Genomic DNA, 23,958 nt, shown 5'->3' on the forward strand with positions numbered 1-23,958 from the left:
TTTTTCAAGGAGGACAAATCATGTCACACATCAAATTTGACTATTCAAAAGTAGCACCATTCGTGAATGAATACGAATTAAGCTACATGCAAAGTCAAGTTACAGCAGCAGATAAACTCTTACGCGAAGGTACTGGTGCAGGTAACGACTTTTTAGGCTGGATCGACTTGCCTAAAAATTATGATAAAGAAGAATTTGCACGAATCAAAAAAGCAGCAGAAAAAATCCAATCGGACTCAGAAGTATTAGTTGTTATCGGTATCGGTGGTTCTTATTTAGGGGCAAAAGCTGCGATTGATTTCTTAAACCATTCATTCTATAACTTGCTTTCATCAGATGAACGGAAAGCACCACAAATCTTTTTTGCCGGAAACTCAATTTCTTCGACTTATTTAGCTGATTTGATCGAAATCATCGGTGATCGTGATTTCTCTGTCAATGTCATTTCTAAGTCAGGAACGACGACAGAACCTGCGATCGCATTCCGTGTCTTCAAAGAACGCTTGATCGAAAAATATGGCAAAGAAGAAGCAAACAAACGTATCTATGCAACGACAGATAAAGCAAAAGGTGCCGTTAAAGTTGAAGCAGATGCTGAAAATTGGGAAACATTCGTAATTCCTGATGATGTTGGCGGACGTTTCTCTGTCTTGACAGCTGTAGGTCTATTGCCAATCGCTGCTAGCGGTGCGGATATCGATGCTTTGATGCAAGGTGCAGCAGACGCTAGTGAAGCATATGCCAGTGATGACCTTGAAAAAAATGAAGCGTATCAATATGCAGCAATGCGTAACATCCTTTACCGCAAAGGAAAAGTAACCGAATTGCTGATCAATTATGAACCAGGAATGCAATACTTCTCTGAATGGTGGAAACAATTATTTGGAGAATCAGAAGGAAAAGACCAAAAGGGAATCTACCCTTCAAGTGCTAACTTCTCAACTGATTTGCATTCATTGGGTCAATATATCCAAGAAGGCCGCCGCAACATCTTTGAAACTGTTGTTAAAGTTGAAAAACCACGTAAATCAATCACAATTCCTACGCAAGAAGCTGACCTTGATGGACTTGGCTACTTACAAGGAAAAGAAGTTGATTTTGTAAATACCAAAGCCTTCGAAGGAACGTTATTGGCTCACACAGATGGCGATGTACCAAACTTATTGGTTAAGATCCCAACGATGGATGCCTACACATTAGGTTATACAATGTATTTCTTCGAAATCGCTGTAGGCATTTCTGGTTACTTGAATGGTGTGAATCCATTTGACCAACCTGGCGTGGAAGCTTATAAGAAAAACATGTTCGCCTTACTTGGCAAACCAGGTTTTGAAGATCTTGCAAAAGAATTGAACGAACGTCTATAAATCAATGCTTTTACCACTTTTATAAATTGGTGGTGAACGAAACATGTTCGCTTTGATTCATAACTGGTGATAGTTTTGGTGATAGTGACAGATTAAAAGCACTCATTGCGAGTGCTTTTTTCTTTCATTTTCGATGTAGTTTTCGAACTGTTCCATAGACCTTTTTTTAACCTCTGGTGAAATATGGGCATAGATTTGAGTTGTTGAAATGTCCTTGTGGCCAAGAAAGTCTTTTATATCTTCTAAAGATAGACCAGCTTGTCTAGACCTTACTGCAAATGTATGCCGACCATCGTGGACTCTAATTTTCGGCAATTCAGCTTTTTCAGCAATACGGTTAAATGCGCCATTTACTGATCGATCACGGACGATTTTCCCTTTATATCTCTTGCTTGTTTGCAAGAAGATAAATTGTTCGCCATCTTCAGTGGAAGGGAAGGTACCAAAGATGTTTAAGATATGATTTCTGAAGGCAAGCAGGGCTTGTTTACTTCTTTTGGTCATTGGCATGCTTCTGACTCCCGCCGGTGTTTTCGGATCGTCTGTAATAATTGCATTGACGTTTTCGCCTTTTTCAATTGCTCCTAAACGTTCTCTTTCAATGCTTATCGTGTTTCCGCCAAAGTCAATATCTTGCCACTGTAGTCCCATTACTTCTGATTTTCTCAATCCTTGATCGAATATTAATAGGAAGAAAGGGTACCATAAGACCTCAGATTCCTTTTTTGCGAATTCCAGAAATCTATCTGCTTGCTGCAAATCGTAGTATCTGACAGATTCCTTTTTCTCAATCATTCTTGGAAACTCAACAAACTGAGTAGGATTCTCTTTTATATATCCTAATTGAATTGCTTTTTTAAAAGCGTTGCTGAGAGTAGCATTTACGCTTTTAGCGGTAGTTATGGACAAACCTTGGCCACTTCGACCTAGTCCTTTCTTATTTAGCAGCAAATTAATGAACTTTTGATGGTTGGCTCGTGTATATTTGTTTAAAGAATATTTTCCTATATAGGGTTTAATATACATTCGTATATTCGCTCTGTGTACCACACGGGTTCCTTCTTTTACAGCCTGCTTGTAATTAGTTACCCAATCCTCAAGAAATTCTTCTATAGTTAAATTCCGAGGATTTTCTTTGAAATATTCGTTGGATGCTATTTTTCCTTCAATAATTTTGGCATAACTATTTGCTTCTTCATATGACTTAAATCCTTTTTTGTGTATCTTGTTTTGTTTACCAGTTCCGGGATTAATTCCATTAGAAACGAAAACTTCATATCTATATTGTTTTGTTTTCTTCAAATAGTATTTCTTTATAGAAGCCACTAGAATTCTCCTTTCGTAATTTCGCATAATAAATTCGAATAATCGAGTGCTTTCAATCGAATAATCACTTGAATATTAAAGAATTCGAAGTTTTTTGTTAATTATCCGAACATACGTTCTTTTTTTGCTTTAAAAAGAAAAGCCCGGAGGCTAATCTTTTTTGTGTCCATTTGCTCTATTTAGTGTTGATAAGTTCTCTCTAAAATAATCACGAATAACTATTCTATCGTGTTCAGTAGGAGGATTTCCTTTATAGTCACTCGCGCTATCTAACGCAAGATCGATTAGTTTATCAGCTTTAAATTTTTCAAACTCACTTAATTCTTCATAAACTTTGTTTGACCAATCCAAAAAAGACGCCTCCTTATTAACGCAAAAAGAAAATCTCGCAGACAAATTCTTTTTATTTAATTGAAAACTCTTTAGATCCGAACGAATCACCCATAATACTACTTGCTTCTAAAGTCACTGGTGTTTCGGTATCAGTTAAAGTATAGGCAACTGCGTTTGAAACTGTTCCGCCGGGTTTTATCGCCGCAGTTTGAGATTTTAAGAATTGTTGATCTGGAAGGCTAGCGATGCTTAACTCATTAACCATATTAGGATCATTATCTTGCACAGCTTTAAAATTCATAATCCATGCGCTTGTAGGATCAATCGCTGTGGAATTATCATAGTCTTCTGCAACCATAGTATCATACCAAAAAGCAATGACAGGGGACTCCCCGTATTCATTCCCTTTTTCTCCAGGTTGGATAACTTTATGATCGGTAATCTTTATTGAATACGCATTTCCTTTTAAGGTAGAACCATCAAATGATGCCTGATCTGCAGTGTCAACAAAATTACTATCAGATTTTTCAGTAGCAGAAGAACTTTCAATTAGTGAACTCGAAACAGTTGTTTCTGCAACCTTTGTTGATGAAGAACTACTACTTGAATTATCTTTCGTTTCTCCACACGCCGCCAAAGATACTGTGGCAAAAAGAACTAACCCTAAACTTGCAAATTTTTTCATTAATACATCTCCTAAAAATTATTAAATGATTTTAAAACTGCTACAGTCCCATTCGGTTGGAATAGGAGAGTGTAGTTGTTTTCTGTTTTAATGCCGTTCCATTTTCTTGCATACCATTTTACTGCATCCTTAAATGTGACTTCAGATACTTGCAAATGTTCAGCACATTCCCAAACCGAAACACAACCCGCCTCAAAACAATCTATTATGTCAAAAGGCGATACTAGCATCACGGCACCGATATCACGAGCTCTTCTTTCTTGCTTCCTATTAAACGGATTATTTAAGTCTGATATATCGCCCACAGAAGTTAAATAGTGAGCAATCTCTTCTGAAATAGTAGTTGCCAGCTCAATTGCAGATTGACCTGGCCTCAGATATATTGTTTTCCCAATAATTAGACCATTTTGATGATCCGGCATTTTTTTTTCAAACTTGTATGTAAGTTCATCATATTTGGCCATCAATTCTTCAGAAACATTCAAATCCAAGCACCTACTCTTTGTTATGATCTCTCATTTTTATAAATTTGATGAAATCTTGAACTTCTTTTTTCTGTTTTTCAGTCAAGTCATCATCTACGTGAGTTGCAACAAGGAGGTTAGGGTCTGTGTTAGATTCGGTACCATTTAATAAGTAATCGGTAGTAACACCAAAAAGTTTGGCAAGGCTAACTAATGCTTCTGAATTAGGTTCGGCTCTGCCTACTTCCCAACTCCCAATAGTTTGCTGAGAAACATTTAACTTTTTAGCAAGTTCAGCTTGGGTCCATTTCTTTGAAGATCTTAAAGCTTTTATTCTATTTTTCAGCATGGGCAGCTCCTCCTTCACTGTGATTATATACTACATAATGTAGTAGAAAAAGGAAAAAACGAGTATTACAATAAAATGTAGTAAAAAACGTTGACTTACTACAAAAGGTAGTATATGATTACTACATAAGGTAGTTAAAGAGAGGTGATAACAATGGAAAACGAGTTGAAAAACGTTAGAACTGTCAAAGGTATTTCTCAAGAAAAACTGGCTCAAAAACTTTCAGTATCCCAAAAAACTGTTAGTTCTTGGGAAGTTGGTCGTACTACTCCGAAGCCAAGTCAAATGCAACAAATTGAGGATTTCTTTAAGGTACCTAAAGAGAAAATTTTTTTTACAGCTTTTAACTACAAAAATGAGTTAAAAAGAAAGGAGGCGACACATTGCTAAAGCAACAAGTATTAAAACCAGAAAATATCAAATCCATCGAGCTTAACGCTAACGGGTCAGATAAGTGCTATACGAATCCAATTGTGATTAACGTAATAAAAGCTGGCAAAGGTATCAAAGCAGTCAAATTAGATTTAGTAGCTGATAAAGTTCCTAAAGTGATCATTATCGGAACACCTCCACTTATTTCAGATGAAGTCAAAAAAGCGTGGGGCTTAGATGATTCTGAATGGGAAGATACTACAGACGGTACGGTAACGGTTAATGTGAAAATTGAAGGTGTACCAGAAAACACACTTCCGCTTTATTAGCTTAAAAATTGAAAGGAGTGATTATCGTGTTAGATAAAAACAAAGCGTTGAATGCATGCGAAAAATTAATTATTGAGCTGTGTGAAATGCCTGAAACAAAGAATAGCCCCGAAATGGTTGCAGCCATTGCGAAGCTATTAAATGTAACTAAGAACCTACAATCTCGACGAAAATTACGTTTGCTAAGTTAACGTAAAAACTACTTTGGGGAGACGTCGATATTGTCAGCCCTACGATGTTTTCATCACTTGGCTGGGTTGAAAGTTTTCCGTCAAAAGTTGTCCAGTTTTCGTCTACTGACTTAATTCTAACCTTTTGACCGGATTTAATAGCACTTATAATATTTGCTTTCATAATTTCACCACCTTTCATAGTGAAATTATAGCAAATTATATTGGTGTTAAACCGCAAATTTAATGTCAAATTACAACACAAGGAGGTCTCCAAATGAAAGACAAACCACAAACAATCAAAGCAAATATTGATTCTGGATTTCTTAAACGGTACGTTGAAATGATTGTTCCAGCAATCAAACGCAAATTTAATATCTCTATTGGTATTGAAGGCGAACTGTTTACAAACACTGGCGGTGTTGAAGAAATCATTATTCGTTTCTTGGCTACTGATGAAGTAGCGCAGGACATTTATTCATATATCGATGAGAAATGGCAGTTCGCCTCAACACCAAAGCTTTTAGCTTAAATTAATTTTAAACAATTATTGACCGTTTGGACCAATAACAATAACGAATATAAGGAGTGATAACGTGCCGAAAACAGCAAAAATTGGGCGATCTTTAAAGCTAGCATTATTTCTTTCGAGTAAACGTCAGAAAGAATTAGCCATCGACGCCAAAACACCAAATGCAACAATCAGTGATCATTTTAACGGAGCCAATGTCCCTATCGATAAGGCAATCGAGTATCTAGAGGCAATGAAAGAAAATGGGTATCAAGCAACTGATGAATTAACAGGAGACATCAGTTACCAATACTTAGGATTTTTCAAATCAATGGATGGCCAATTAGCAGATGTTAAATCAACGAATGATCTTGAAATCTTTCAAGAAATCGAGTCGAACGAAAGGAAAGAACGGAAAAAAGTAGTTCAGAGAATTGTTGCTGAATCTCAAGTCAGGATGCTAACTGATGTTGAAAAAACAGAGCTTAGGAGTTACACAGACGAGTTTCTTGATGAAATCATTGTTGAAATGGCGATTGTATTCTCCATCCTAAAGATTCTGAACATCACTATTCAAGAGGCAATTAAGGAGCGTATGCCTCACTGGATTAAGAAAAGATATATGAGGGGATGACCTAAAGTGAAAATTTCTCAAATGAAGAATGTTTTACCGCTTGAGAGAAAAAAAGAAATTACCGAAGTTGAGTGGAAAAAAGCCAAAGAAATTGCTGATTATCTAGGCATCTCAAGACCAACATTATCGAAACTAACACATCGGAAAGTAGATCCAATTCCTTTTTCAAAACTTAGTGGGATGCTCCAATATGATCTGCAAAAAGTGAAGGAATGGGAAGAACGTAATCGAACATACAATTACAAGGAGGCATAAATCATGAAACGGTCAGTTAAAAATACATTTATAGTCACAGCACTATTGCTTTTTGTAGTAGCTTTTACAGCAATTCATGTAATAGCAGGATTAGTTTTAGTATTTCTATGGTCTTTCGCAAATATTGTCTATGACATGGCTGCAAAAGATTATCAAGACAAAGAAAAAAGACTTGCTAGCCGACCAAAGCAATAGCAAGTCACAAGAAATTCTTTTGAAAATATCTTTGTCTCCATTTTAAAACAGAACAGGGGAAATGACAATGAATTCTTTCGAGAACGCATTAGATCAGTATCTAACAACACCGGGTTGGGGACAACCGACTCAAAGAGAGGAGCCAGAAAACGATGAGTAAATTAACTCTTGAAATGACTCATGACGAGTGGTTGTTGGACCGCCGAAAAGGTATAGGCGGTTCAGATGTTGCTACTATCTTAGGACTAAATAAATGGAAATCTCCATATCAGTTATGGCTAGAAAAAACTGGTCAAATCGATTTAGAACACACTGAGAGCGAGCCAGCTTATTGGGGAAATGTCCTAGAGGAAATTGTAGCAAAAGAATTTCAAGAACGTACTGGTAAAAAGGTTCGTCGAAGGAATCAAGTGTTTGAACATCCACTACATCCTTTTCTACGAGCGAACATCGATCGGGACGTAGTTGGAGAAGACGCCATTTTGGAATGTAAAACAGCTAATGCATTTCTTGGTAAAGAGTGGGAAGGCGAAGAGGTTCCTTTAAGTTATTTGTGCCAAGTACAGCACTACATGAACGTTTTAAATAAAAAATATTGCTATATCGCTGTTCTAATCGGAGGACAGAAATTCATCTGGAAGCGAGTTGATCGTGATCAAGAGCTAATTGACATGATTACTGAACGACTTGTTGAGTTTTGGGAAACAAATGTCCTGGATGGACAAGAGCCAGTTATAGATGGCAGCGAAGCCACATCAGAGTTTTTAAAAGAAAAATATTCGAACACTAAGGAAGACGAAACAACGTTACCTGCTTCTTTTGATGACTTAATTGATCAAAAGCGTGAGCTGAAGAAAGCAAGGAAAGAGATCGAAACGGCTATCCGTCAGATTGATAACGAGATTATCAATGAGCTTGGAAAACGCAAAGCATGCATTGGTATTGCACCAAGGAACATCATTTCATGGAAATTGGTTTCTACGAAACGTATGAACAGCAAAAAGCTTGCTGAAAAATATCCAGAAGTAGCTAAAGACGAGGAAATCTACAACGTTACTGAATCACGAAGACTCACAGAAAAGGAGATTAAATAATATGGCCACAAATGATGCATTAAAGAGTCAGCTCGCTGAGAAACCACAAAAACAAGTTGCTGCTGGTCAGTTAGGGCTTAAAGCATTGATGAATACACCAACAATGAGGAAAAAGTTTGAGGATGTACTCAAAGATAAATCAGATGGATTTATGGCCAGTGTCCTGAATCTAGTTAGTAATGATTCGTATTTGAGTAGCACAGAGCCTATGACTATCGTAACAAGCGCCATGGTTGCGGCTTCACTTGATTTACCAGTTGATAAAAATCTTGGTTACGCATGGATAGTACCTTACAAAGGGAAGGCACAATTTCAACTTGGTTATAAGGGGTATATTCAATTAGCTCAGCGATCGGGTCAATACAAAGCACTGAACGTGATTGAAGTGTATGAAGGTGAATTAAAAGGTTGGAATCGATTAACCGAAGAATTTGAATTTGATCAGAACGGAAAGCAATCAGATGAAGTGATCGGATATGTGGGATATTTTGAGTTATTAAACGGTTTCAAGAAAACAGTGTATTGGACCAAACAAGAAATCGAAGCTCACAAACGGAAATTCAGTAAATCAGATTTTGGCTGGAAAAAAGATTATGATGCTATGGCTAAAAAAACTGTTCTAAGGAATATGTTGAGTAAGTGGGGAATCTTGTCTATCGATATGCAGAGAGCTTCAATCAGCGATGAAACTGTGGTGAATGAAGTTCAAGAAGACGGCTTTATCATATCTGAAAACGATGAGACCAATCAGCGAAAAGAGGCTGAACCAATTAATGACACAGAAACTAACGAAAACATTGAAAGTCTGTTTGATTCATCAAATCCACCGTTAAACAAATAATGAGGGAGTTTATCTCCCTCTGATTAGGAGGAATAAACGTGGCAAGACCGACTAAGAAAGGTCTTGATTATTTTCCTCTAGATGTCGATTTTTTATCAGATCTAAAAGTTCGAAGAATTATTAAAGCATGCGGTAAAGAAGCCGTTCATATACTGGTCGCCCTGCTGGCTAATATTTATCGAGATGAGGGGTATTACGTTTTGTGGGATGACGACCTTGCGTTCTTAGTGGCTGACGAAGTTGGTACGAAGGAGGGCACAGTTGAAGAACTGGTGAAAAAAGCCGTGCAAGTAAGATTCTTTGATAAAGATATTTTTGATAAATACTCCGTATTAACTTCTAAAGGTATTCAAAGCAGATACATTCTGGCCACTAAGGAACGCAAAAAAGTTGAGCTTGATTATAAGTATTTGCTGACAAATGAAGTTAATCGATCGAATATCTCGATTAATGGGCGGAATAACTCGGTTAATCAGGGGAATAATCAACAAAGTAAAGAAAAGGAAAGTAAAGAAAAGGAAATAAAAGAAGATGCTACTGCGAGCGAGAGTGCGTCTCTTGAAACTTTTCAAAAGTTATGGCTCTTTCCGAATGTTGTACAGGTCGATGATCTACTTAATCTGGTGGATATTTATGGCGATGAACTTGTAAATGCTGCAATTAAACTTGCTGGTAGTAAGGACGTTCCTAAGAATCGAGCCATTAGTTTTTTAACAGCTTCTCTACAGGAATGGGCAGATGCTAACGTAAAAACCATTGAACAGGCAAGGGAGTACCAACGGACAAGAGGTGCTAAAAAGCAAAGCTATAATCAAAAGCCGATTCGTGAAGAACAGCTTCCTGATTGGGCAGAAAATCCGGTTGAAGAACCTCAGATTTCTCCAGAGAGACAGGCTGAAATCGATGCCAAGCTAGCTGCCTATTTAAGCGAAAAGAATCAGCGAAAGGAGCTAGACTAGTGAAAATCATTATTCCTATTGCGCCTAAACCACAGTCGAGACCACGGTTCACCAAGCATCGTAAGACTCCTTACGAGGAAACAGCAATGAAATCATACAAAAATGCGGTTAAGTATCACGCTATGGCCACAAAGCCGATGCTGATTGAGAAAGGGCCTGTAATGATTGATGTCTGCTTTTTTATCTATCCACCGGCTTATATCTCGAAAGTAAAGAAAAACAGGACTTTGCTTGATAATGAGACCATGTACTGCGATAAGAAGCCAGATATTGACAATTACTTTAAAGCTGTAGCTGATGCAGTAAACGGCATTTTGTATAAGGATGATGGACAGATTGCTGTGAATGTAAGCCGCAAGGTATACAGCTTGAACCCACGCACAGAAATTGAAATTCAACCACTTTAGGAGGAAAAACCATGAGAATACAAGACACTTTTGTCATTCATCCGGAGGGACGTCGCTTTGAGATTCAACCGAAGGTCAGACCAGCAAAAACAAAAGTAAAAGTCGGCAAAATTTACAACTGTGCCATTGAAGGATTTTCGGGAATGGTTAGAGCGGAATGTCTGAAAATTTATGAGAAATCCGCACATGTGAGAATTATTGTCTGTCATAAAGAAAGAGACGAGTGGCGTCAGAAAGTTCTTGGTGATCAAACTGTTGTTAAGCTGAAAAATATGGTTTTGGCTAGATAAGGAGTTTGTAATCGGAAGATATTACGGAATGCGAGGAATTTTAATGACAGAAATAAAACGTCAAAAACTATTAGTTGATTCGGTTTTATGCACTGTTGAAAGAGAAATAATCGAAGAATGGGCTGATCTAACTGCCGAAGACTATTGGTATGCACTAACCACACGAGCAGAATATTTAACCAATATGTTAAATGCATTGAGAGATAAAGGCGTGAACGTTGATAGTATTCAAGTCATGCACTACGTAGACCAGGCTCTTAATTACATGGTCAGCAATCCACCAATATTACCAACTAAAGGAGGGAAGTCGGTGAGAGCATTATCGCTTTTTTCGGGGATTGGCGGCATGGATTTAGCAGCAGAATGGGCCGGAATTGAAACAGTAGCATTCTGCGAATACGCTGATTTCCCTAGGAAAGTTTTAAATAAGCATTGGCCAAATGTGCCAATCTTTAAAGATGTAAAGAATCTTGATAAAGCAGCATTAGAGAAAGCAGGTGTTATCGATCGAGACAAGACAATTAAACTTATTCACGGAGGATTCCCTTGCCAACCTTACAGTGTATCCGGGGAGCAAAAAGGCAAAGAAGATGACCGTGATCTCTGGCCAGAAATGTCTAGAGTTGTCGAAGAACTCAGGCCCAATTGGGTTGTTGGAGAAAATGTTGCTAACTTCGCCAATATGGAACTCGACCGTACGATATCTGACCTGGAAAACTTCGATTACCAAACAACAACGTTTGTACTTCCAGCTTTGGCCGTCGGTGCCGAACATCAAAGGCTTAGAACATTCGTTGTTGCCAACTCCTACGGCATCGATGTGGAAAGGTACAGCGAGATCCAGATACCTTGGGGGGGAGAATTATCGCGGGAGTTTCACGCAAGAAGCTTTGAGGAAATCAATCGAAGATCCGCAGTATATCAACCCAGATTATGCCGAGCTTATAATGGGATTCCCGATCAAGTGGACCGAGTTAAATCACTCGGAAACGCAGTAGTTCCACAACAAATCTATCCAATTTTCAAAGCGATTATGGAGATAGAGAGGATGATAGAAAGTTGAAAAGAATATTAAATTATCCTGGTAGTAAATGGACTTTGGCTGAAAAGACAGTAGATTTGTTTCCAGAACACGTGACATATGTTGAGCCGTTCTTTGGTTCAGGTGCAATGTTTTTCACTAAAGCACCTTCTAAAATAGAAACAATAAATGACTTAGACTGTCGAGTTATAAATTTCTTTACTGTATGTAGAAATCAGCCAAGGGCATTGGCAGAAGCTGTTTATATGACACCAATCAGCCGTTGGGAACAACGAGAAGCGCTTGAGATTCATCCGGATCCATTGGAAGATGCAAGACGTTTCTTAGTCCTTAGTTGGCAATCAATTGGGGGTATACAGCGGCATCTAACTGGATGGAGATCAAACATTACGACGTATGGCTCAAAGACGATTAACGAATGGTCCGCTTTACCAGACTTAATTATTGAAGTGGCTCATCGCTTGAAAATGGCACAAATTGAAAATCAAGATGCACTCCAGCTGTTAGAACGTTATAACAGAAGAGAAGTCTTTGCTTATGTTGATCCTCCTTACCTGATGAGTACGAGGAAAGGTAGATATTATCAAACTGAATTAGAAGATGAGCGGCAGCCTAAATTACTTGAGATCCTGAAAAGTTTTGAGGGAAAAGTGATGCTTTCCGGTTATGAAAATGAACTATACAATGATCAGCTGTCTGATTGGTGGAAGTTGCAATTTCAAAGTAATGCTGAAGCAGGAGAGAGAAGAATTGAAACAATTTGGTGCAACTATGAACCAAGCGGTCAGCTGTCATTATTTGGTTAGTCAGCTATCCGCTTGGAAACGAATCTCCGAAAATGTTGAAAGATATAAACGTTCTTTTTTGATTTTTAGATTAGTTAAAAGAATAAATGGGAGGGTTTGAACAATGTTATGGCTAGCAAACGGATATAACTAGTCACGAATGATCTTTTGGATGATGGAGTTTAGAATATATTTATTCTTAGAGTAAATAAAGTTATAAGACCAATGGGCAATTGTTTGATTGAATCTTCTAATATCTTTTCTGTTAGTTTTGAATTTATGAACGTGCCCACCACCAAGTGATAAATTTTTTGGGGTTCTGAGTATCAGAAGAAATTTTGGAGTTAATGGGAATAGCTTTACTGTGTTTATGGCACCAAAACCTATTGACCCTCTTTCAGGAATCATACAATAAGGATTATCACTAGTTATAAATTCACCTTTTTCAGGAGCTACCAGAATTTTGAAATCATGCTTCATCAATATGCTAATAAGTTCATCTTTAAAGGCAAACATATGTTTTAAACTTATTTCTTTAGGGATATTATTCCTAATCTCATCATCTTCAATAAAAATATCCGAAGTTTCGCTTTCAGATTGGGGGAGATGTTTCGAGTGAATGTTTGCATTCATTGAATTAGCAATTAAATTTGCTCGGGTCTTGTAGGATTTGACGAAATTTTCATTAATGCTGTCTCTTTGATCGGGGGTCCTCAAATACTGGAAAGCTATGAATGTTGTCAAATTAATTTTATCATTTTCTGATAACGGTTCATTGTTTTCGATTTTTTGGATAACAGGTCTGTATAAATTATCAACGTTTTCAGCAAAAAATTTCTCAATTTCATAATTTTTATTACCATCTTTTTCCAATGTATAGAAGTTACGTTGAAAAGCGGTGCTTTTCGGAGACTGCCTAATTATTTTTTTCTCCTTGTTCAAATATACATGAAAATAGTTTGATTCATCCGTAAAAAAATTTAAATATGCTTGTGGAACATAGTGCTGTTTAATTGGCTTATTCATAAAATCAGTCCTAATATATTTTTTTAATAATAGCACATGGCGATTATATCACGAATGGAGGTATAAGATGGTACCAAAATTTAGAGCGTGGGATAAAGAAAATGACAGAATGATTTATCCAAGTACAGAAGGCGTTTGTTTTGAGTTAGATGAGGATGGTATCAACATACTTGATGTAAGCGGAGATTATCCAGAAGATCATGCTTTTCCAGCAATTGATTCAGTCCTCATGCAATCCACTGGCTTGAAAGACAAGAACGGTGTGGAGATTTTTGAGGCGGACGTTGTAAAAGTATCTGACGGGGGCAACGAAGAAGACAGCTACACCAGTGTGGTTAAGAATTATGCGGACGAGGGTTACCCAGCCTTTGATATTGAAGCTCCCAGCTCGTGGTATTACGAAAGCAACGTTTTGTCTACAATTATGGGGGGAGATTACGAGACAATCGAAGTTATCGGCAATATTTGGGAGAACCCAAACCTACTGGAGCAAACCTATGAAAACTAGTTATTCTATCATCATAATACTGCTACTGATGATCGCTGGTCTAAGTTGGCTATCCTATACAATAATTGACCAGCAGAAGCAGATTGAACAACTTCAAGAACAACTGCTACACGAGCAATTCAAATACAAAATGTTATATCGTGATCCAATGGTAAAAAAAGCAATCGAGAGTGGAGGATAAGAATGACAGTTGCAGTGTTAGGGTTTACAGGATTCGTGTTATTAATGATTGCTGCAGTCGTTGTAGGAAAGAAGATGGACGAAAGAGAAGGCAAATAAAAAAGCATTAAGCAGTCGCCCAATGCCCTACAAAATAATGATTTTGTACCCGCCAAGGTAATTTCATTATACCAAATAAAGGGGCGATTGAGCAATGATGCTATTAAGAGAGATAGATTTTCGTAGGACTAGGCAGAATGCAAAAAGCATTTTGAGAAATTATCGTCGGTTGGAGCGGATTGCTGGTCGATCTAAGATTGATGTCCGCTCACCGATCATCACTGATATGCCTAAAACACCAAGTAACGGCAACAAGTCAGAAGATGCGATCATCCAGATGATGGATGCGGAGGCAGAAAGGGATGCTATTGTAGTAGCTCTTTTGGCGTTGGGAATAGATAGTCGCCAAGTTTTGTATTATTCGTATTGCACTGTTGATCGATACTCAAATGTTGGAATTGCTCAGCAAATGGGTTACTCGGTCAGGACAATCGAAGACTACAAGGCAACTGCCTTGATTGAATTCGCTGAAGCCTATCGAAAAGGAAAATTAATAGAATATTGCTGAATCGATGTGGTTTTTATGTGGAAATACTGCGGTTTTTAAATGATTTTACGTAGTATTATTGTATTATCAATTATTGTAAATAACAGGGCGCACTCCTTTATGATTGTTGGCAGACCTCCTTTCTGAATTTCATTTTCAGCGCCCTGTATTTAAACTAAGACGGCGAAAAAAAAATCTACAATAGAATGGAGTTGAATTCACTCCTTTTCTTCATTCGCTAGCCGTCTTTTTTGTATTATGTCACTGTGGCGGAATAGGTAGACGCTTCAGAAAGGCATTCCGATTTTAGGGACTTAGGTGCTATGCAGGGTGCAAATCCTTGCCAGTGACTTTGGGAGTCGTCGATTGGATTACTCACATGATCTTTGATACTTCCTACTTAACAGCCTTTCGGGGCTGTTTTTTTACATAGAATTACAAAACAAACACAGATTGCGAGGTGAGAGTAGTGAAGTTAACTGAAAAACAACGTAGATTTGCGGATGAGTACATTATTAGCGGTAATGCTACTCAAGCCGCTATTTCTGCTGGGTATAGTAAAAGGACAGCAAAGTCCGTAGGTAGTGAGAACCTGACAAAACCTGACATTAGGCAATATATTGACGAAAGACTTGAACAATTGCAGTCAGAAAAGATTGCTAGTCAAGAAGAGGTCCTGGAATATTTGAGTAAGGTTATGCGAGGAGAAGAAACTGATCAGACGGTAGTCTTTCAAGGATCTGAATATGGATCAACGATAGAAGATGTGCAAGTGGCTAACAAGGACCGCATAAGAGCCGCCGAACTTCTTGGCAAGCGGTACAGTCTTTGGACTGATAAAGTGGAGCTAGATGGCAACATGGATTTGAAGGTGGTGGTTGACTATGGTGATGGCGAAAACGAAACGCCAGATGATAGTTAAAGTACAATTTAACCGAAATTTCCAAACCTATAACACCACTAGGAAAAGATATCGATTAGCTAAAGGGTCAGCTGGTTCTGGAAAGTCAGTAAATACAGCGCAAGACTATATCATAAAACTTGGAGATCCAAAATATAAAGGAGCAAATCTTCTTTGTGTTCGTAAAGTAGCAGAATCGAACAAAGATAGTACCTATGCTGAATTAAAATCAGCGATTTACAAAATTTATGGAGCTGACTATCACAAATATTGGTCCATTAAGTCATCACCTATGATGCTTGAGTCAAAGGTTACCGGAAACCAAGTGATTTTCCGAGGAATGAAAGATGATGGCCAGCGGGAAAAAGTAAAATCTATTACTTTTGATCGTGGCAAACTTACTTGGATATGGATCGAGGAAGCGACAGAACTTTATGAAGCCGATGTTGACATTCTTGATGACCGTTTACGTGGTAATTTGGATTTTAACCCATATCTTTACTATCAAATGACTTTTACTTTTAACCCTGTATCTGCTACTCACTGGATTAAGGCAAAGTATTTTGATGTAACACATCCAGACATTTTTACTCATCAATCCACATATCTACAGAATCGATTCATTGATGAAGCCTATCATCGGCGGATGATGATGCGGAAAGAGCGCGATCCTGATGGATATCAAATATACGGACTCGGCGAATGGGGTGAGTCTGGCGGACTTATCCTTACAAATTACATTGTAGAAAACTTTAACACAGATCCAGAACGTTTTGACTACATGGTTAACGCTCAAGACTTTGGATTCAATCATGCTAATGCTATTGGTGAGATTGGATTTAAAGATGGTGAGCTTTTTTTGTGCCGTGAAATCTATGAGTTTGAAAAAGATACAAGTGAACTCATTGCAATTGCCAATGAAAAAAGAATCAATAAGAAGCTAGTTATGTGGTGTGATTCAGCTGAGCCGGACCGAATTAAAATGTGGCGTAAAGCCGGATATTATGCTGAACCAGTTGTAAAAGAGCCTGGAAGTGTGTCAGCTCAGATTGATTATTTAAAGCAGATGCGCATTCATATACATCCAAGTTGTACAAATACAATCAAGGAAATTCAGCAATGGAAATGGAGAAAGGATGAGAAATCCAATACCTTTACAGATGAACCAGTGAATTTCTTTGATGATGCAATGGCTATGCTACGATACTCTATTGAGTTAGAGAGACGGAAAGGTCAGCAAGTCAAGAAAAGACGTACAAATAGAAAAACAGCATTTTAGGAGGTGGTTTCTTGACATCAAAAATCATTAGCGGTGGAACAAAAGGATCTGTTCCAGATAAGTACATCAAAAAGGACGTTAGCATCAAGAAAAAACGATCATTAAGATTTAAATCGGAAGGCGGACTTGATCAAAGAAGAGATTTGACGCAATTGTCTCCGCCTTATGATATTGCTACTCTACGATCAATTACCGATATTTCCGACATTCTAAATCAATCTATTGAAGCTTATGTAACGAACGTGGCTGGATTTGGTTTTGGTTTACGGTATAAAGTAGATGATACCGAAGAAACAGCAGAAATGAAGGCAGAATGGAATCAATTGGATATTCTTCTTAAGGAGTTATCATTTGAACGTCCGCCGAAAGAAGTGATTGAGGAGGTCATTCGACATGTTGAAGAATGTGGGAATGGCTATATTGAAGTTATTCGTAATCTTAAAGGTGATGTTGTAGGAATTGATTCCGTCAAACCTGAGTACATGACTGTGACCAAACTAAATAGAGTGATAAATGCGGACGGATCAGAGATTAAGGTCCGCTATTTTGTATTCCGTGACTCTATGGATGATTCTGCAACAGAATCTGGTACATGGTTTAAAACTTTTGGCGATCCAACACCCTTAAACACAAACGGTAGTATTGGAGCAGAGGGAGAAGGAACTGCAACAGAAATTATTCATCTGAAAAATGGTGACTTTCAGGATCCGTATGGTAAACCTCGTTGGATTGGTCCTTTAATTAAGATTCTGGGAAATCGTAAGGCTGATGAACTGAATTATAGGTACTTCACACAAGGACGGCATATCCCACTCGCTATCACTCTGGAAAATGCCCAATTAACCGAAGAATCAGAAGCTACATTACAAGAATATGCGAATGCAATTGGCGGAGAAGAGAATCAGCATAAGTTTTTATTGCTAGAAGCTGAAAAAGTAAGTCCTGCAGAAGAAGGATTAGGATATGGGGAAGATAAATTCAAGCCAGCAATTAACATTGAGAAGTTAGCAGACATATTACAAAAAGATGCTTTGTTTCTTGAGTATGATGAAAACGTCATTGAATCAGTTCTTGGGGCGTTCAGATTGCCGCCAATCTATGTTGCTCGGTCTAGTGATTACACGAGGGCTACTGCAGAAACGGCAAAGGAGCTGACGGAAGAACAAGTATTTCAACCCATGCGAGAATCTTACGACTGGCGTATTAATTCGCTTTTTAGGGAATATGAATTCAAGTATGTTGAAGTATTTCTGAAATCATCCAATCTTGTAAACATGGAGGATGTGAAAGCAATCCTCACACCAGCTATCCAAGCAAATGCTGTCGCTCCTAATGATTTGAGGGACATCCTTTCAAAAGCCCTTAACAAGCCTCTAGAAGCTTTTGATGGAGAAGAGTACAATTATCCGCTTAATAGACAATCATCGTTATCAGCGTTTAATCTTGGTGAATTGGACGTGGCTAAGGCATATGGTGAAGGAGAAGTAAGTGAAGTTGCAGCAGGTATTCGTCGTATGATCCGGAGTGTGAAGGTTAATGAATGATGAAGAGTTAATCAAAGCCGCTTTACAGCTAAAAAAAGAAGAAGATGATGAACTGGCTAAGCTTTTAGAAAAAGTAGGCTTTTTATTTGTCCCAATATTGCTTACGTTCATCTTAAATTCAGAGGATAAGATGGATGATACCTTGCAGATTGATTACGAGGAAGTATGGGAAAAGGTAAAGAAATTCGTAGAGAATCGAAAAAAGAAACCGACCAAATTATCTATAAAAATTATGCTCCGTGGACGATCATTCAAATCAAACATGGAAGAAAGTGTTATTCCAGAACTGAGAAAAGCTTTTTTTGGCTTGTTTGATGAGTTTAATGCCAAGTATGACGGATCTGAAGACTTTGATTATCAGACCAAACACTACAGAGACATCGAAAAATGGCTTAGGAAACTGCCAAAGTTAATGGATGTCACTACAGAGAACGCTCTTGTAGGAGTGATTCAAGAATCCTTCGATGAAGGCAAAGGATTCCGATGGTTAGAAAGTAAGCTGTCTTCACTCCCTGAATTTTCTCGCAATCGTGCCAGGACAACTGCAATCACTGAGGGATTGAGGATGTACTCTGGCAGCCAGTATGAAGCGTTCATGCAAAATGATGCTGTTATTGGTATGACTTGGCGCCACACTCATGGCATCAAAGAACCGAGAAAGGGCCACGAGGCGATGGACGGTCAAACAATTGCTAAAGGCGAGTACTTCATCGTTAATGGTGAAAGTTGCCGCTATCCTCGTGATCCGATGCTATCTGCTAAAGAGTCGATTCATTGTCACTGTTTCGTGGTGCCAGAAATAAAAAAATAATTTGAAAGGTGGTGAGAAAATGCGAAAACTAGAAAACGTTCTTGTAACACATGTTTCATATGTGGATAAGGCAGCCAATAAGAAATCATTCTTTCTTACTAAGTCTGCCGAAGACCTAAAACCAAATTTTGAAACCGAAGTTAAGTTGGTTACTAAATCAGATGATCCACAAAAACTTGTATATGGTGTTGTTTATGAGCCTGATGTTGAAGATGTTCATGGAGATTTCATGGATGCTGACACAATCGAGAAGGCTGCACATGGATTCATGGCGGATTATCAACAGATTGACAAACAGCACGATTTCACTACGAATGCTGGAAAAGTAGTAGAGAGTTACGTTGCCCCTGTTGATATGACTATCGGCGAAACCACAATCACAAAAGGAACGTGGGTACTTGTCACTAAAGCTACTGATGAAATGTGGGAGTCAATACAGAAAGGTGATTTTACAGGATATTCCTTGGCCGGTACAGCTCAGGTCGAAGAAGTTCAGAAGCAGACTGCCGATAACTTTGAAAGAGGTAAAACCTATCGGGATGTTAATGCGGCGATCGATGCTTTCAGATCGGCCACTTGGTCAATCTTGGACAACTACACAGACAGCGATGCGGATAAAGTCGCCAGCATTCAGTCGGAAATCGGCGAGTTATCCACACTTATCGGCACAATAAATACAACTAAATCAATTACCAAACAAGGACTAATCGAAACGGTTAAGTCCTTTTTTAGTACAAACAAATCCGAGGAGGATGAGGAAATGACAGAAGAACAGTTAAAAAAAGCACTCGGCGAAGCGCTGAAACCAGTAAACGATCGTTTATCAGCTTTGGAAAAAGGCGATAAATCAGATGAAAAACCAGAAACAGCGAATTCAGAAGCCAGCGTTGAATTAGATGCTGATGCTATTGCTAAGGCTGTTTCAGAAGCTGTAGCACCTTTGAATGCGAAGATCGAGAATCTAGAAAAATCTCGAATCAGCAACAATGCAGAACAAAATTACACAGAAACAGTTGAGAAATCGGTTGTACCATCTTATGTGGACGCTGCTTTCCCAATTTCTGAATAAAGGGGGAAACACAAATGACAAACGTTTTATCGAACGAAACATTGATCAAACAAATGAACGCAATCTTGAAAGCTGGTAACAACGTTACCTTACGTGAAGACAATGCTCGAGCGTTCTTCTTAGATGCAGTTGCAACTGCAGGAACTATCGGGAAATTATTTGTCCATTTTGCCAAATCAGGTACAGGATCTTTGGATAAATTAGGTGTTAAAAAGCGTACATTGAAAAAACATCTAGGTATTAACACTGAAGATACTGGCACGGATATCAAAGAAGAAGACACAGTACCATTCTCTCTTGTTCCGGTTTACTTGGATACATGGATCGAGAACAGCAATACATTTTATACCGCTCGTACTCGTGGGCAAGATGTCCGTCAAGCGTTACTTTCACTAATGCAAGCTCAGTATGCAGCGGATTTGCAAGATCTAGCATTTAATGGGGATGAATCTTCATCTGATGCATTCGTGAAGTTAAATGATGGTTACATCAAAATGGCTAAAGCATCTGCTGAAGTTAAAGTAGAAGGTGCAAAATTGCCAACGATTCAAGAGCTAACAGCTGCAACTGCTAGAATTGACCCAAAATATTTGCGTCAAGGAACATTTAAGTTCTTTATGTCTCAAGCGACAGCAACAAACTATGTTGTTGAATTACAAAATCGAAATACTGCTTTGGGTGATGCAGTGCTCGTGGATGGTGCTCTACGCAATATCGGCGGATTTGGCGTCGAAGTTGTCGAGTCTATGGAAAACAATGTAATTCTGTTTACTCCATATGAAAACCTAGCTGTAGTTTCTGGTTTAACTGTTACATTGACAACTGCTGCTCAAGACAGTCGTGCCGTTGCAAAACAGGCAACATATCACTTCATGCTTGATGATATTGACTTCATCATTCGTGAACCTAAAGCACTAGCTTACTTCGGTATTGACGCTACTCCAGAAGGATAAGAAAGGGAACGGTGAAAAACATGGCAAAATACAACGTTTTAAAAAAATTCCGTGATAAAGAAACTAAAGAAGTTTATGAAGCAGGGACGGTCATTGATATGACCGTTAAACGTGCTGAAGAAGTTGCTGTAAATCTAGATGATTCTTTCTTAGAACGTGCTGAAGAAAAGAAAGATGACAAGAAAGCCGGCAAAGACGACCAGAAGGAAGACAAAAAAGAAAAGTAGGTGAAGATCATGTCTGAACCTTATGTTGATGAAGTCTTTTATAAGGATGATTACGAGGGAACCCCTGTTGATGATAAGGCCTTTTCTCGTCTATCCAAAAGGGCTTCGGACATTATTGATTCTTTGACAAGCTATCAAGTGCCTAAAATTGGTTTGGATAAATTTTCAGAACATGTACAGCTGCTGATTAAAAAAGCATGTTGTGCTCAAATTGAATACTATCAAGTTGAAGGTATAGATCTTGATGTTACAGGAAATACTTTGAGCGGCCAAAGCGCTTCTATTGGTGGGTTTAGCTATTCTAGCGCAACAACGTCAACGAGTAAGCAAGCCAATCGGGTCGCTCCAAATTGTCTTTCATATCTAGAGGGAACCGGTCTTTTGAGAAAAAGGAGTGTGAGGATCGGTGTCATTTAAGCCAATACCTAAACACTTGTTGATTCATGAGGTTATCTATCAGGCTCCAAAGCCTGATGATGATGGCTCAATGGGAAGTGGTGAACTGCCTAAACCACAAAAGATTGAACATGTAAGGTTTACTCCTAAGCGAAAAAGAATTGTAAAAATGGATAATACAGAGGTTTTGACTAACGGTGTTTTATATATAGATGCTGTTAATTCAAAACCTTTTGTTAATCCAAGCGAAGACGGAACAATCACATTTCAAAACCGCAAACTAAAAATCGTTGAATGCTACGAGGTGTTCACTGACCAATTAAATCCACATCATATTGAGGTGATGTTGCAATGAGCGGAAGATTTGAAGGTAATTTCGATCGTATTGAGAGAGCTATCGAATCCGCTCTGAATCCGACCGCAATCGCATTTGCTAAAGCGGCTAATCAGTATGTTAAGAAAGACACTGGGGCAACCGAAGCTAGTGTTTGGGTTGATAGTGATTTCCCAAAAGGAAAACTGGTATGGGGTACAGAGTATGCTGGGTACGCATATTATAGGGGAACTCCATCTAAAAACCACAATCCTCAAGCATCCATACGATGGGCTGAGGTTGCTAAAGCTCAGGATATGGATGAGGTATTAGCTGTGGCTGAGAAATCAATCAAGGAGGCGTTGTGATGGATTTGTTTACGAAAATTGCTGATCATTTGAGATCCTTGGGATTAAGTACGCCAAGATTAACAGGTGATGGCAAGCAGATCATTCAGGAAGATAAACCTCCGCAAGATAATGAACGAGATTTGGCTATTCAAGGGATTGCTACTGGCCAAGGTCAGAAAGACCTAGCTAGAAATAGACAGATCCCTTTTATGGTTCAAATTACTATCAAGAACACTGATCAAACCCAAGCATTTAATGATGCATGGAAGATTGCAGATAGCTTTGATAAATTGCCAAGAAAAGAAAATGAGGAATGGGTCACACTCCGCTCGAGTGATGGCTCATTTTTATTTGAGTCGAGCGAAGTCTATACACAACCTAGAAATCTAGGAATACAAGAACATGATGCGTATATCTATGTGCTTACTGTTCGAGTAAATATTACTAAGTAGGAGGAAAACTCATGAAAATGAATTTACAATTTTTTGCCGATAAGACTGGTTTTCTGTCGAACTGGATGAACAAATACGAAATTGGGGCAGTTCCTGTTGGGGACGCAGAACCAACCTTGTTTGAGTTAGCGGATGGAATCCAGACAGTAGATCCTAGTAACGATGAGGATACGGAAGAATATTCTTATTATGGCGACAAAGGTGGTAAGCAAACCGAAGTTACTGGATTATCTAGTGCTTACGCATTTACTGGACATCGAAAATACGCTGATGATCCAGCTCAGGAATTTGTACGTGATCGTTTAACTAAAACTGGTGTTGATCGTGTTGTTTATTTCCGACACACTGAACCGGACGGACGTATTCGCGAAGGCGAGGCAACTTTATCTGGTATTGTTCATACGGGTGGAGATGCAAATACTCGTGGAAATTTTGAATGTACAGTGACATTTAACGGATTGCCAAAAGATACAAAACCAGGAACGGTCCCTGAGGGCTAGCGTTTGCTAGCCTTTTTCTACATAAAAATTTTAGGAGGAATCATTCATGACAAATAAATTAATTGAAGTTGGTTTTAAAAAACAAGTCCAACCGGTACGAATTGCTGGATTAGATTTTGAAATCAAGACAGGCAAGAAGTATCGTGATCAGTATTTAGCAGCTTTACCTAAGATGCTTGAAGGTATTCAAGAACAAGAGAAGGCAATTAATGAAGCATCCAAGTCTGGTGACTATGGAGCTATTGTTGAAGCAAACAAGAAGGTTGAGCTAGTTGTAAAAAATGTTATTGATCTAGTTTTAGGAGAAGGGGCATTTGAAAAGTTGATGTATGCTGCCGATGAAGATATAGATTTGGTAGTTGTGGCATTCCTTGAAGTTGCTGAACGGTATAAAAAGCTTCAAACAAAACAAAAAGCACAATCCTATATCGACGGTAAAAAGAAATAGAGGTGAT

At 38.4% G+C, this 23,958-nt stretch carries 37 protein-coding genes; 30 read left to right on the forward strand and 7 right to left on the reverse strand.

The genetic code is table 11. The features are described from left to right. Nucleotides 1-20 precede the first annotated feature (20 nt). On the forward strand, nt 21-1,367 hold the full coding sequence (locus IGJ45_RS05125) for a glucose-6-phosphate isomerase (protein ID WP_156248124.1): 1,347 nt from the start codon (nt 21-23) through the stop codon (nt 1,365-1,367). Nucleotides 1,368-1,469: 102 nt separating this feature from the next. Here the strand turns inward: IGJ45_RS05125 and IGJ45_RS05130 are convergent, their stop codons facing one another. The 5 genes from IGJ45_RS05130 to IGJ45_RS05150 all read right to left on the reverse strand — a co-directional run bounded on the left by IGJ45_RS05130 (nt 1,470) and on the right by IGJ45_RS05150 (nt 4,524). Then, nucleotides 1,470-2,693, reverse strand: a complete 1,224-nt coding sequence (locus IGJ45_RS05130; protein WP_423121629.1) for a tyrosine-type recombinase/integrase — start codon at nt 2,691-2,693, stop codon at nt 1,470-1,472. Between the two features lie 150 nt (nt 2,694-2,843). Continuing rightward, nucleotides 2,844-3,044: an XRE family transcriptional regulator gene (locus tag IGJ45_RS05135; RefSeq protein ID WP_231437957.1), complete on the reverse strand. Its 201-nt coding sequence runs from the start codon at nt 3,042-3,044 to the stop codon at nt 2,844-2,846. A gap of 52 nt (nt 3,045-3,096) precedes the next feature. Further along, nucleotides 3,097-3,711 (reverse strand): DUF5067 domain-containing protein, encoded by a 615-nt coding sequence (locus tag IGJ45_RS05140; protein ID WP_423121628.1) that lies wholly within the window; start codon nt 3,709-3,711, stop codon nt 3,097-3,099. Between the two features lie 11 nt (nt 3,712-3,722). Beyond that, on the reverse strand, nt 3,723-4,175 hold the full coding sequence (locus tag IGJ45_RS05145) for an ImmA/IrrE family metallo-endopeptidase (RefSeq protein ID WP_375360564.1): 453 nt from the start codon (nt 4,173-4,175) through the stop codon (nt 3,723-3,725). 31 nt (nt 4,176-4,206) lie between these two features. Continuing rightward, the gene (locus IGJ45_RS05150; RefSeq protein ID WP_123836373.1) at nt 4,207-4,524 is read right to left on the reverse strand and encodes a helix-turn-helix domain-containing protein; all 318 of its coding nucleotides are present in this window, start codon (nt 4,522-4,524) and stop codon (nt 4,207-4,209) included. A 153-nt stretch (nt 4,525-4,677) separates the two neighbouring features. Between IGJ45_RS05150 and IGJ45_RS05155 the strand changes: the two genes are divergently transcribed. Then, nucleotides 4,678-4,914, forward strand: a complete 237-nt coding sequence (locus IGJ45_RS05155; protein WP_123836372.1) for a helix-turn-helix transcriptional regulator — start codon at nt 4,678-4,680, stop codon at nt 4,912-4,914. Then, nucleotides 4,908-5,225: a hypothetical protein gene (locus IGJ45_RS05160; RefSeq protein WP_423121627.1), complete on the forward strand. Its 318-nt coding sequence runs from the start codon at nt 4,908-4,910 to the stop codon at nt 5,223-5,225. Before IGJ45_RS05155 ends, IGJ45_RS05160 begins: the two co-directional genes overlap by 7 nt. A gap of 147 nt (nt 5,226-5,372) precedes the next feature. Here the strand turns inward: IGJ45_RS05160 and IGJ45_RS05165 are convergent, their stop codons facing one another. Beyond that, complete coding sequence (locus IGJ45_RS05165) at nt 5,373-5,579, reverse strand: hypothetical protein (protein WP_423121626.1); 207 nt, start codon at nt 5,577-5,579, stop codon at nt 5,373-5,375. Nucleotides 5,580-5,672: 93 nt separating this feature from the next. On the opposite strand from IGJ45_RS05165, the gene IGJ45_RS05170 reads away from it, so the two are divergent. The 11 genes from IGJ45_RS05170 (at nt 5,673) to IGJ45_RS05220 (ending at nt 12,429) form a co-directional block, all read left to right on the forward strand. After that, the gene (locus IGJ45_RS05170; RefSeq protein ID WP_123836369.1) at nt 5,673-5,927 is read left to right on the forward strand and encodes a hypothetical protein; all 255 of its coding nucleotides are present in this window, start codon (nt 5,673-5,675) and stop codon (nt 5,925-5,927) included. Between the two features lie 64 nt (nt 5,928-5,991). Further along, nucleotides 5,992-6,540 (forward strand): hypothetical protein, encoded by a 549-nt coding sequence (locus IGJ45_RS05175; RefSeq protein WP_123836368.1) that lies wholly within the window; start codon nt 5,992-5,994, stop codon nt 6,538-6,540. 6 nt (nt 6,541-6,546) lie between these two features. Then, a complete protein-coding gene (locus IGJ45_RS05180; RefSeq protein ID WP_021149555.1) occupies nt 6,547-6,795 on the forward strand; it encodes a helix-turn-helix domain-containing protein in 249 nt (82 codons plus the stop codon). A gap of 3 nt (nt 6,796-6,798) precedes the next feature. Continuing rightward, on the forward strand, nt 6,799-6,990 hold the full coding sequence (locus IGJ45_RS05185) for a hypothetical protein (protein WP_123836367.1): 192 nt from the start codon (nt 6,799-6,801) through the stop codon (nt 6,988-6,990). 152 nt (nt 6,991-7,142) lie between these two features. Continuing rightward, nucleotides 7,143-8,084, forward strand: a complete 942-nt coding sequence (locus IGJ45_RS05190) for a YqaJ viral recombinase family protein (RefSeq protein WP_423121625.1) — start codon at nt 7,143-7,145, stop codon at nt 8,082-8,084. 1 nt (nt 8,085) lies between these two features. Continuing rightward, nucleotides 8,086-8,925 (forward strand): recombinase RecT, encoded by an 840-nt coding sequence (locus tag IGJ45_RS05195; RefSeq protein WP_005472032.1) that lies wholly within the window; start codon nt 8,086-8,088, stop codon nt 8,923-8,925. A gap of 38 nt (nt 8,926-8,963) precedes the next feature. Further along, the gene (locus IGJ45_RS05200) at nt 8,964-9,884 is read left to right on the forward strand and encodes a Lin1244/Lin1753 domain-containing protein (RefSeq protein WP_349706394.1); all 921 of its coding nucleotides are present in this window, start codon (nt 8,964-8,966) and stop codon (nt 9,882-9,884) included. Beyond that, nucleotides 9,884-10,291, forward strand: a complete 408-nt coding sequence (locus tag IGJ45_RS05205) for a RusA family crossover junction endodeoxyribonuclease (RefSeq protein ID WP_311831540.1) — start codon at nt 9,884-9,886, stop codon at nt 10,289-10,291. The genes IGJ45_RS05200 and IGJ45_RS05205 overlap by 1 nt, the downstream gene beginning before the upstream one ends. An 11-nt stretch (nt 10,292-10,302) precedes the next feature. Further along, entirely contained in the window at nt 10,303-10,581 is a 279-nt protein-coding gene (locus IGJ45_RS05210) for a hypothetical protein (protein ID WP_270790862.1), read from the forward strand. Nucleotides 10,582-10,891: 310 nt separating this feature from the next. Further along, entirely contained in the window at nt 10,892-11,644 is a 753-nt protein-coding gene (locus IGJ45_RS05215; RefSeq protein ID WP_423121646.1) for a DNA cytosine methyltransferase, read from the forward strand. Further along, complete coding sequence (locus IGJ45_RS05220) at nt 11,641-12,429, forward strand: DNA adenine methylase (protein ID WP_423121624.1); 789 nt, start codon at nt 11,641-11,643, stop codon at nt 12,427-12,429. Before IGJ45_RS05215 ends, IGJ45_RS05220 begins: the two co-directional genes overlap by 4 nt. A 129-nt stretch (nt 12,430-12,558) precedes the next feature. Here IGJ45_RS05220 and IGJ45_RS05225 read toward each other — a convergent pair whose 3' ends face one another. Next, on the reverse strand, nt 12,559-13,434 hold the full coding sequence (locus tag IGJ45_RS05225; RefSeq protein ID WP_155852677.1) for a DUF4238 domain-containing protein: 876 nt from the start codon (nt 13,432-13,434) through the stop codon (nt 12,559-12,561). Between the two features lie 67 nt (nt 13,435-13,501). Here IGJ45_RS05225 and IGJ45_RS05230 point away from each other — a divergent pair, with 67 nt between their 5' ends. The 16 genes from IGJ45_RS05230 to IGJ45_RS05305 all read left to right on the forward strand — a co-directional run bounded on the left by IGJ45_RS05230 (nt 13,502) and on the right by IGJ45_RS05305 (nt 23,951). Beyond that, nucleotides 13,502-13,942 carry a YopX family protein gene (locus IGJ45_RS05230; RefSeq protein WP_423121623.1) on the forward strand — a complete coding sequence of 147 codons (441 nt, stop codon included), beginning with the start codon at nt 13,502-13,504 and terminating at the stop codon, nt 13,940-13,942. Then, entirely contained in the window at nt 13,932-14,123 is a 192-nt protein-coding gene (locus IGJ45_RS05235) for a hypothetical protein (protein WP_423121622.1), read from the forward strand. The genes IGJ45_RS05230 and IGJ45_RS05235 overlap by 11 nt, the downstream gene beginning before the upstream one ends. A gap of 192 nt (nt 14,124-14,315) precedes the next feature. Further along, entirely contained in the window at nt 14,316-14,729 is a 414-nt protein-coding gene (locus tag IGJ45_RS05240; RefSeq protein ID WP_040013712.1) for an ArpU family phage packaging/lysis transcriptional regulator, read from the forward strand. A 448-nt stretch (nt 14,730-15,177) separates the two neighbouring features. Beyond that, nucleotides 15,178-15,630 carry a terminase small subunit gene (locus IGJ45_RS05245; RefSeq protein WP_148394756.1) on the forward strand — a complete coding sequence of 151 codons (453 nt, stop codon included), beginning with the start codon at nt 15,178-15,180 and terminating at the stop codon, nt 15,628-15,630. Then, nucleotides 15,593-16,888, forward strand: a complete 1,296-nt coding sequence (locus tag IGJ45_RS05250) for a PBSX family phage terminase large subunit (protein WP_423121621.1) — start codon at nt 15,593-15,595, stop codon at nt 16,886-16,888. Before IGJ45_RS05245 ends, IGJ45_RS05250 begins: the two co-directional genes overlap by 38 nt. Nucleotides 16,889-16,899: 11 nt before the next feature. After that, nucleotides 16,900-18,432: a phage portal protein gene (locus IGJ45_RS05255; protein ID WP_423121620.1), complete on the forward strand. Its 1,533-nt coding sequence runs from the start codon at nt 16,900-16,902 to the stop codon at nt 18,430-18,432. Next, the gene (locus IGJ45_RS05260) at nt 18,425-19,243 is read left to right on the forward strand and encodes a phage minor head protein (RefSeq protein WP_423121619.1); all 819 of its coding nucleotides are present in this window, start codon (nt 18,425-18,427) and stop codon (nt 19,241-19,243) included. The genes IGJ45_RS05255 and IGJ45_RS05260 overlap by 8 nt, the downstream gene beginning before the upstream one ends. A gap of 19 nt (nt 19,244-19,262) precedes the next feature. Further along, the gene (locus IGJ45_RS05265; protein WP_121261435.1) at nt 19,263-20,312 is read left to right on the forward strand and encodes an XkdF-like putative serine protease domain-containing protein; all 1,050 of its coding nucleotides are present in this window, start codon (nt 19,263-19,265) and stop codon (nt 20,310-20,312) included. Nucleotides 20,313-20,326: 14 nt separating this feature from the next. After that, nucleotides 20,327-21,265, forward strand: a complete 939-nt coding sequence (locus IGJ45_RS05270; RefSeq protein WP_275850318.1) for a phage capsid protein — start codon at nt 20,327-20,329, stop codon at nt 21,263-21,265. Nucleotides 21,266-21,285: 20 nt separating this feature from the next. Continuing rightward, the gene (locus IGJ45_RS05275; protein ID WP_086332162.1) at nt 21,286-21,492 is read left to right on the forward strand and encodes a hypothetical protein; all 207 of its coding nucleotides are present in this window, start codon (nt 21,286-21,288) and stop codon (nt 21,490-21,492) included. Nucleotides 21,493-21,501: 9 nt separating this feature from the next. Next, complete coding sequence (locus IGJ45_RS05280; protein WP_423121618.1) at nt 21,502-21,909, forward strand: hypothetical protein; 408 nt, start codon at nt 21,502-21,504, stop codon at nt 21,907-21,909. After that, nucleotides 21,899-22,243, forward strand: coding sequence for a putative minor capsid protein (locus IGJ45_RS05285; RefSeq protein WP_005472059.1), 345 nt, complete (start codon nt 21,899-21,901; stop codon nt 22,241-22,243). The genes IGJ45_RS05280 and IGJ45_RS05285 overlap by 11 nt, the downstream gene beginning before the upstream one ends. Further along, entirely contained in the window at nt 22,240-22,569 is a 330-nt protein-coding gene (locus IGJ45_RS05290) for a hypothetical protein (RefSeq protein WP_005472060.1), read from the forward strand. Before IGJ45_RS05285 ends, IGJ45_RS05290 begins: the two co-directional genes overlap by 4 nt. Continuing rightward, nucleotides 22,569-23,003, forward strand: coding sequence for a phage tail terminator protein (locus IGJ45_RS05295; protein WP_005472062.1), 435 nt, complete (start codon nt 22,569-22,571; stop codon nt 23,001-23,003). Before IGJ45_RS05290 ends, IGJ45_RS05295 begins: the two co-directional genes overlap by 1 nt. Nucleotides 23,004-23,014: 11 nt before the next feature. After that, nucleotides 23,015-23,503, forward strand: coding sequence for a phage tail tube protein (locus IGJ45_RS05300; RefSeq protein ID WP_005472064.1), 489 nt, complete (start codon nt 23,015-23,017; stop codon nt 23,501-23,503). Between the two features lie 46 nt (nt 23,504-23,549). Further along, nucleotides 23,550-23,951 carry a hypothetical protein gene (locus tag IGJ45_RS05305; RefSeq protein ID WP_423121617.1) on the forward strand — a complete coding sequence of 134 codons (402 nt, stop codon included), beginning with the start codon at nt 23,550-23,552 and terminating at the stop codon, nt 23,949-23,951. Nucleotides 23,952-23,958: the final 7 nt, after the last annotated feature.

Source organism: Enterococcus sp. DIV0574, assembly GCF_051711125.1.
Classification (GTDB): domain Bacteria; phylum Bacillota; class Bacilli; order Lactobacillales; family Enterococcaceae; genus Enterococcus_D; species Enterococcus_D gallinarum.